Consider the following 7,252-nt stretch of genomic DNA (forward strand, 5'->3'; position numbering starts at 1 on the left):
CGGTAGCGCCGTGTGCCTGCAGCACGGCAACTGGCCGGCTGGCCGCCAGGTGCTTGCCGCTGGCATGCCAGATAGCACTGTAAAGGGGAGCGTACTGGGTCATTTCCTGCACCTGAAACAGAGGCGAGCCATTATAGGGCAGGGGAGTGAGAATCCCGTCACACTATGTAACTGAAATATATGGCTGGTGTTACGCACGGTAACAGTGCGGCGCAAGGGCCATATGATGGGCGGTTTTATAAATCTGGTTGATTTTTAATCTAATGGTTAAAAAGCATTAAATAACATGATGTTAGAGGGGCTGTGGGGGGTGATTGTAAAGTGAAATTCCGGCTGACGTCTGTGTAATCACCGTGTTACTGTTTGTTTGTGCGCTGTTGCAGCGCCAGTAAAGCTAAACAACCCATAATAAACGCGTGTGTGCACACGAGGAGAAAACAAATGAAAGGGTTCAAGAAACTCGCTCTGGTTACCGCCGTAGCTGCTCTGCCGATGAGCGGCTTCGCTATGGAAGCTCTCGATGACGCTACCATGTCTGACGTAACCGGTCAGGATGGTATCAGCATCTCTCTGGGCCTCAACCAAACTATGGACATTTTGGTGCACGACACCGATGGTCTGACTGGTGCTAATGCTGCTCTGATCCCGGCTGGGTACACTGAGTCTGGCGGTATTTTTATTGACAATATGGCTGCTGTCGGTACCGCTACTGTTGAGATTGATGCTGGCGGTAATGCTGGTGATGGTACGGGTAGCGGCGTTCTGCTTGTGAATGTTAATCTTGCCGCTGGCTTCCAGGTTACTACTGGTGATATCTACGTCGTTGACACGGAGAACGCGCTTATTGCTGGCACGACTCCGGTGCAGGGCGCCTCGGGCACTGCCATTCTTACCTCTTCTACGATTACCTTTGCCGGTGGAGTAGATCTCGGCATTCAGCTGGGTGCGGGTGCGGAGAACTTCCTGAACATCGTGAACGGCAACATCGGCACCATTAGCATGGGCACGGTAACCCTTGGTTCTACTGGCGCAGGCACCGGTATCAGCACCGGCGTAACTTTGACTGGTATTGATCTGGGCGGTACCACCGCTTCTCTTACCACCAATGGCCTGGTGCTTGATTTGGGTGCTAACCTGAACGCAGTGGGCATTGCCATGACAAGCCTGTCTTTGAATGGCGGCACTGACACCATTGGCGACGTCTATATCACTGGTCTTGACCTGTCCACCACCAACGTCACCATCAACGGTAAGTAATCATTGCCACTTGATTGATGGACAGAAAAGGCCCGGTTCGCCGGGCCTTTTTTTGTTCTTCGCTACAGGGGGCAGTGGTTCTGCCAAAGGGTTACAAAATCCCTACAAACACTGTCCGTTCAGGCGGTTAGCATTGCCAAGTCGTATTTCTCGATCCGACAGTGTATTCATAACAATAAAGGACCGGGGCCCCGTCAATGCTGGCAATTATTTTGGGTGTAGGGTTGATTTTTGTGGCTGCGAACCAGTCCATGGTGGTGGAGGAGTACCCGAAGGGTTATGTCCACTACGAACACCCGGTTGGCGACATGGGTGCGGTGTATGAGCGCGGTATCGTGGTCAAGCCGGTATCCGACTTCAAATATCAGAACCTGACTCGCCAAGCTTACGATTATTCTTGTGGCTCCGCTGCATTAACCACGGTGCTTAATCAGTATCTGGGCCGTCAGTTTGACGAGCGCCAGATTATGGAAGGTTTGCTGCGTTTTGGTGAAACCGAGAAGATCGTTGAGCGCCGCGGTTTTTCCTTGCTGGATATGAAACGCCTGGCCACTGCGCTGGGTCACCCAAGTGGTGGTTTTCGGGCCAAGTTTGATGATGTTAAGAAGCTTGACCACCCGGCCATTGTGCCGATCCACTATGGTGGTTTTAAGCACTTTGTAGTGCTCAAGGAATATCGTGACGGCCATGTCTATGTGGCTGATCCCGCGTTGGGCAATATCAGTTTTTCCGAGGTTAAATTTCAGGAAGTCTGGACGGACAATGTACTCTTCATTATCTTCCCGAACGGTTTTGAGCCGCAGGATGGCTTGGCCCTAACGGACTGGGATATGCGCCTGGTGGATGAGAAGACCATTAGCCACATTGTTTATCAGGAGTTCCCGGTGTTTACCAAGACGTTGGAAAATGAAGCGGACCGGGCTTCCTCGCTGGTGCGTGTGCGTATCGAAGATGAGTGGGGCGAAACGCGCATTATTAATGTGCCGACCCGAACCTATTTCAACCAGAAATGATCGATAAAAATATGGCTGTAGCAGAACAACAAAGGATCAGACTGATGAAAACTGAAGGGGGTGTCATCCTTAACGGGGCGCTGTTGTGCTGCTTGCTGGCTGCGGCCGGTTTTGTTCAAGCAGAAGACGTCGAGGACGCACGGGAGGCCCTGCAGCAGAAGGAATCTGATGTTACTGAGGAGAGTAATCTGGAAGAGGTTTTCCAGGCTAGCCAGAAGCAGTATTCGCTGCTGCCCTCTGGTCAGATGTCGATGAACTTTGGTGCCAGCTACAGCTATTTTCGTGATAACCGAATCGTTATTGCCATCGAGGAAGGGCAGATTACTAACTTCCAGATTGAGAATGACTCGCAGCATTCCTTCGGCTCCAGTTTGTCACTGGATTACGGTATCTGGAACAACCTGACGCTCAACGCTAACTTTCCGCTGACTTATAAATACGACACGGAGAGAGATATTTCCAAGGCAGCCCTTGGGGATGTCTCAATAGGGCTGCGTTATCAGCCTTTCCCTATCAAGGCGGGTGCTACAAACACTACGCTCTACACCACCCTCTCTACAGCCACCGGTGATAGCCCCTACAAAATCGATGTGCGGAACCAGCTATCCAGCGGTAAGGGTTATTATTCGCTAGGCGGCGGCGTCAGCATGAGCAAGGTGATCGACCCCGTAGTGCTGTTTGGCTCTGTTGGCTACACCCATGCCTTTGATGTAAGCGGGATTAGGCAGGAACGCGGTGGTGCCACCGATGGCGGTCCCCGTGTCCTGACCGGGGTGGACACAGGAGATAGCGTGAACTTTTCGTTTGGTATGGCCTATGCGCTTAGTTATGAGGTCTCTCTTAGCGCGAGCTACCAGCAGTCGTACAGTTTTCAGTCGTTCTTTGAGTTTGCTCCGGAGACAGACGAGCAGGGTGTTGAGTTTCGCCCGCGGGTGGGCAGCTCCGACTCTACTTCCAGCGTAGTCAATATGTCGCTGGGTCTGCGTACTGCTGCCAACCGGGTGATTAATTTCAGTTTTGGCTTCGGTCTTACCGAGGACTCTCCTGATGTCTTGATGGGCTTCAACGTACCGGTGGATTTCACCGGCTTCAAACCGGGCGCCTGATTCCGGAAATAATGGCTGTAGCCGGAAGAAAAGAATGACAATCAAAACAGGCAGAACAGTAATGCGTAAAGTCGGGGGCGGGGTAGCAGCGTTAAGTCTGCTGCTGGCCGGACCGGCTACTGCGCAGCTTGCGACCAACCTCGCCGTGGATGTTCGGGCGATGAGTATGGCCCATGCGGTGACGGCGGATCCGCCGGGCATCATGGCGATTCACTTTAACCCGGCGGGCCTTGGCAAGTTGCGTGGTCGTCGTATGGATCTGCAGTTCGTCGGCGTCGACTTCGGCATTAACTCGGAGTTTTCCGCGCCACCGGACTACAATGTGTTTGGCTTTTCCGATGACCCGGTGGTGTGCGCTGACGCCCCCGATGATGGCGCAGATTTCTGCCGTGAATTTCGCACCGGCAAGAGCACGGTGGAAGGTGTCAGCCTATATATTCCGATTCTGAATGATGCAGTGGACTTGCCGCCAGGCCCCTTGATTGCTGGTCCCATTCCGTCCTTTGCTATTCGTCCGCCGGGCTCCAAGTTTACTTTTGCCACGGCCACCTACTTGCCGATGGCGGCGGGTTTGTACCGCGCTGATGATGATCCGGGTAATTTCATGGGGCGTCGCATGGCGCTGGAGCGGATTACCTACCTGTCTCCATCCGTGGGATTTCAGGCTACCGACACTCTGTACCTGGGTGCTTCGGTTGGTCTGTCCTATCAGGCAGTGATGCTGGAAACCGATTTCCGTGCGCCAAACGAGCTGACGGGTTTTGCCCGAATTCTTGATGAAAGTGTGTGCGCGCCATTCAAGGGTGAAAGCAATATCGCTCTTGATCTGATTCTGTTCGGTATTTGCCGTCCAGAAGAGGGTTTGGGACCGTTCAAGAATTTGGCTTCCCTTGATGTGGCCATGGATCAGCGCCTCAGCCCAAGCTACAACTTGGGTGTGCTGTGGGAGCCGAATGAGCGGTTCGCATGGGGTGCGGTATGGCACTCGGAAGCCAAGGTGAGCATGAGTGGTGACTTCACCGTGAACTACTCTAATGCCACGGAGCAGACCATTAACGGTATCGGTGGTACTGCTACTGGTGCCATTGCTTTGGCTGTGCTGGGCATTCCGTCCAGCGTCGGCAGCTCGGAAACCGGCTTGATCAGTATGGACCTAACCATGCCTGCCCATTTCCAGACCGGGATCAAAATCCGTCCGACTGAGCGCTGGCAGTTTAATGTGGATGCGGTCTGGGTGGATTACGACCAATGGGATGCGTTCAACTTCAAGTTTAACAAGGCTACCGCGGTAACTGCCCTCGCTCGGCTGTTTTCCCCGGGCTCGACGCCGACGAAGCTGCGCTTTCCTCTAGAGTTCCAGTCTACTTGGAATCTGGCGTTCGGGGTTCAGTACGACCTGACCGGGCGTCTGCAGCTGCGTGGTGGCTACGAGCCCCGTGCTTCTGCTATTCCGTCAGATCGTCGTAACCCGATGGTGCCGATTAATGAGGCCCGCTATTACAGTCTTGGTCTTGGCTACAAATGGGATAAGGACACCGATATTGATCTGGCTATTGCGACCATGCGCAGCAGGGATAATATCCCGGCCAATACCAGCACCTTGGGCAACAGTGAGGGTATCGACAATATCGTCTACAACCCTTACGCGGGTCTTGATATCAAGACTGAAACCACCATCAATATGGTCGGTCTTGCTTTCCGTACGGCCTTTTGATGAAAGCGGTTCTTCTGATCGGGCTGCTTGCCCTGATCTCTTCCTGTACTACCACTAACCGCCCGGAATCGGGCGGTTTCTATTCCTACGTAGATGCGCAGGGCAATATGGTCACGGTGATGCGTGATACGCCTGCTGCAGCTAACTCATCAGGAAGTGCTCCGCTGCGGCCAGCGCTGGACGAGCTGGATGCTCGGTCTTTGGATCAGCAGGGCCAGTATCAGACCGATGAGCAAGTGCAAAAAAAAATCGAGGATGCCGAGCGCGATCGCTTCGTTATATATCGTGATGCGTCTGGCTATCAGATTACTGAGCAAGTTGATGTAGTAGCCGCGCGTAAAGCAAAGGAAGATCAGCCGTTGCCTTATGAGGAGCTTGGGCGGGCCGGGAATGCTTATATTGAGCGGGTAGAGGGTGTGCCGGAGCGTTGTTGCGATGGTCCGTTAAAGCAGGCGGTCTCGCTTAAGCCCGGGCTGGAGGCGTTGGTATCCTTTAGCCCTCCCTGGTATTGGGTGTCTATGCCTGATCGTCACCCCGCGGTGGCTTTTCGTATTGAGCCGGGTATCGCTGCACTGCGGCTACAGACCTTTTTAACCGGCGTTGGCTATCTGCACCCGCAGGCGGTGTTCCTTGATCAGGATGGCGCCCCTATTTTGCTGGTGGACAACTTGTTCGCCCGACGTTATCCGGAAACCTGGAGTCGTTTGGGCTATCTGGAAGGCGAGCTACCGGTTGAGAAGGGATCGGTCTGGCTGGTGCTGTATCTGGGCTATGCCGGCGTTTCCGATAGAGGCCGGCCGGAACTGGTGCCGGGGGAATACCTTTGGGCTGAACCTTCGGCGCCTTTGGCTCTCAAAGGTGAGCTGGTGGTGCGTGCATTGCGAACGCCACCTGCCCCTTAGTCCCGTGTAATCGGGCGTTGTTTGTTTGTAACTATATGAGAGGCCTTCTGTTTTGTCGGCAGTATTGTGCCGCCCGGCGGAGCATAATGGTGCTCATTGTGCAGCTGTGTGAGGCTGTGATCAGTCATTTTCAGGATTCGTTATGAAACACACTACCTTGTACGCTCTGGTGATCTCTATTGGTGTTGCTCTGGTTTCGCTTAGTGGCTGTAATGCTGGCGAAGACTTCGGCGATGTGAATATTGGTGGCCCGATTATTGATAACACGCCGCAGCCGGCCCCCTTGCCTGAGGATGACGAGGAGGCCGTTGAAATCGAGCTGGTGGTGGCGTCGGAAGTCGGTGGCGTAGTGCGCACTTCGAATGTTGCGCATATCAAGTATGAATGTACGGAATCAGTCGGCAGGGTCCAAGCCTCTGGCGATACTGCGTATCTTGCTCGCTGCGCAACGAACGCCAGATCGGTCGAGTTTTTTGTTGGCGGCGACGGTTTGGATGATCCGCGTATTTCTTTCGGCGTTGCCTACTTGCCAATGTGTACGGGGCGCAGTGAAGGTTCCGCCGGGCAGTCTGGTTGTGCAGGCGGTAGTGGCTTTTTCCAGGTGGCGATGGCAGATCTGGTTCCGCGACCACTTTCTCTGGAGCCAGGGGAGGAGTTGCCACTTTCCGCCCCCGCTCGCCGGCTAGCCAGTGATAAGGAGGTGCTTAATCGTGTCGCCTTGCTGACGGCACTGGATGTCGACTCCGATCCGTTGGTACTGAAGGTTGCCAGCAAGGCGAATGATTTGGCTTCTGAAGCGCCGCTAGCCGACTTTTCTCAAGATTATGCCGAGTTTACTGCCGCGTGGGAGCCTTGGCTGGCCCAAGTCAGTGCCGCCGCAATTCCGGTTATCGACCCGCCGCTGGCCTTGCCATCAACTTCTACACAAGCTGAGGCGTTGGCTCAAGCAGCCATGGATCGTACTCGTGCTGGCTTTTTCAAGCTGGAGCACGACGGCGTCACTTATGCCATTACATTGCCCGATGAGCCGCCCAGCAATTTGAACATAAACTTACCGTTTATCGTCATGCCTGATGGCAGTGTGCTTGGTGTCGGTGCCCTTTTCGGAATTGAAGGTGAGGGTCTCACTACGGAGGCGGCGGATGATTTGCTGGCCTTTGAAGCTGGTGCCCGGCTGGATGATAGTCTGAATATTCGCGGTGATGGGCTCGGCGACTGGGAGGTGCTTAGTGTGCTTGATCCGGCGGATGCGGCACTGAG

Annotated in this window: 6 protein-coding genes; all 6 read left to right on the top strand. The window is 54.1% G+C overall.

The window, feature by feature from the left end; genetic code table 11:
• Window positions 1-441 precede the first annotated feature (441 nt).
• On the top strand, window positions 442-1,257 hold the full coding sequence (locus tag J1C54_RS15840; protein ID WP_229149829.1) for a DUF6160 family protein: 816 nt from the start codon (window positions 442-444) through the stop codon (window positions 1,255-1,257).
• A 197-nt stretch (window positions 1,258-1,454) separates the two neighbouring features.
• Window positions 1,455-2,270 carry a C39 family peptidase gene (locus J1C54_RS15845; protein WP_229149832.1) on the top strand — a complete coding sequence of 272 codons (816 nt, stop codon included), beginning with the start codon at window positions 1,455-1,457 and terminating at the stop codon, window positions 2,268-2,270.
• A 44-nt stretch (window positions 2,271-2,314) separates the two neighbouring features.
• Window positions 2,315-3,376, top strand: coding sequence for a transporter (locus tag J1C54_RS15850; protein WP_229149834.1), 1,062 nt, complete (start codon window positions 2,315-2,317; stop codon window positions 3,374-3,376).
• Between the two features lie 34 nt (window positions 3,377-3,410).
• Entirely contained in the window at window positions 3,411-5,090 is a 1,680-nt protein-coding gene (locus tag J1C54_RS15855; protein WP_229149837.1) for an OmpP1/FadL family transporter, read from the top strand.
• Complete coding sequence (locus J1C54_RS15860; RefSeq protein ID WP_229149839.1) at window positions 5,090-5,992, top strand: YgdI/YgdR family lipoprotein; 903 nt, start codon at window positions 5,090-5,092, stop codon at window positions 5,990-5,992. The genes J1C54_RS15855 and J1C54_RS15860 overlap by 1 nt, the downstream gene beginning before the upstream one ends.
• 142 nt (window positions 5,993-6,134) lie before the next feature.
• The coding region (locus J1C54_RS15865; protein ID WP_229149841.1) for a hypothetical protein at window positions 6,135-7,252 on the top strand (1,118 nt) is incomplete at its 3' end.

This window comes from Alcanivorax sp. 1008, from assembly GCF_020667895.1.
In the GTDB taxonomy this organism is placed as follows: Bacteria; Pseudomonadota; Gammaproteobacteria; order Pseudomonadales; family Alcanivoracaceae; genus PGZG01.

Coding starts and splice junctions, on each gene's coding strand:
- J1C54_RS15840 (WP_229149829.1), top strand. CDS start 442: ATGAAAGGGTTCAAGAAACTCGCTCTGGTTACCGCCGTAGCTGCTCTG.
- J1C54_RS15845 (WP_229149832.1), top strand. CDS start 1,455: ATGCTGGCAATTATTTTGGGTGTAGGGTTGATTTTTGTGGCTGCGAAC.
- J1C54_RS15850 (WP_229149834.1), top strand. CDS start 2,315: ATGAAAACTGAAGGGGGTGTCATCCTTAACGGGGCGCTGTTGTGCTGC.
- J1C54_RS15855 (WP_229149837.1), top strand. CDS start 3,411: ATGACAATCAAAACAGGCAGAACAGTAATGCGTAAAGTCGGGGGCGGG.
- J1C54_RS15860 (WP_229149839.1), top strand. CDS start 5,090: ATGAAAGCGGTTCTTCTGATCGGGCTGCTTGCCCTGATCTCTTCCTGT.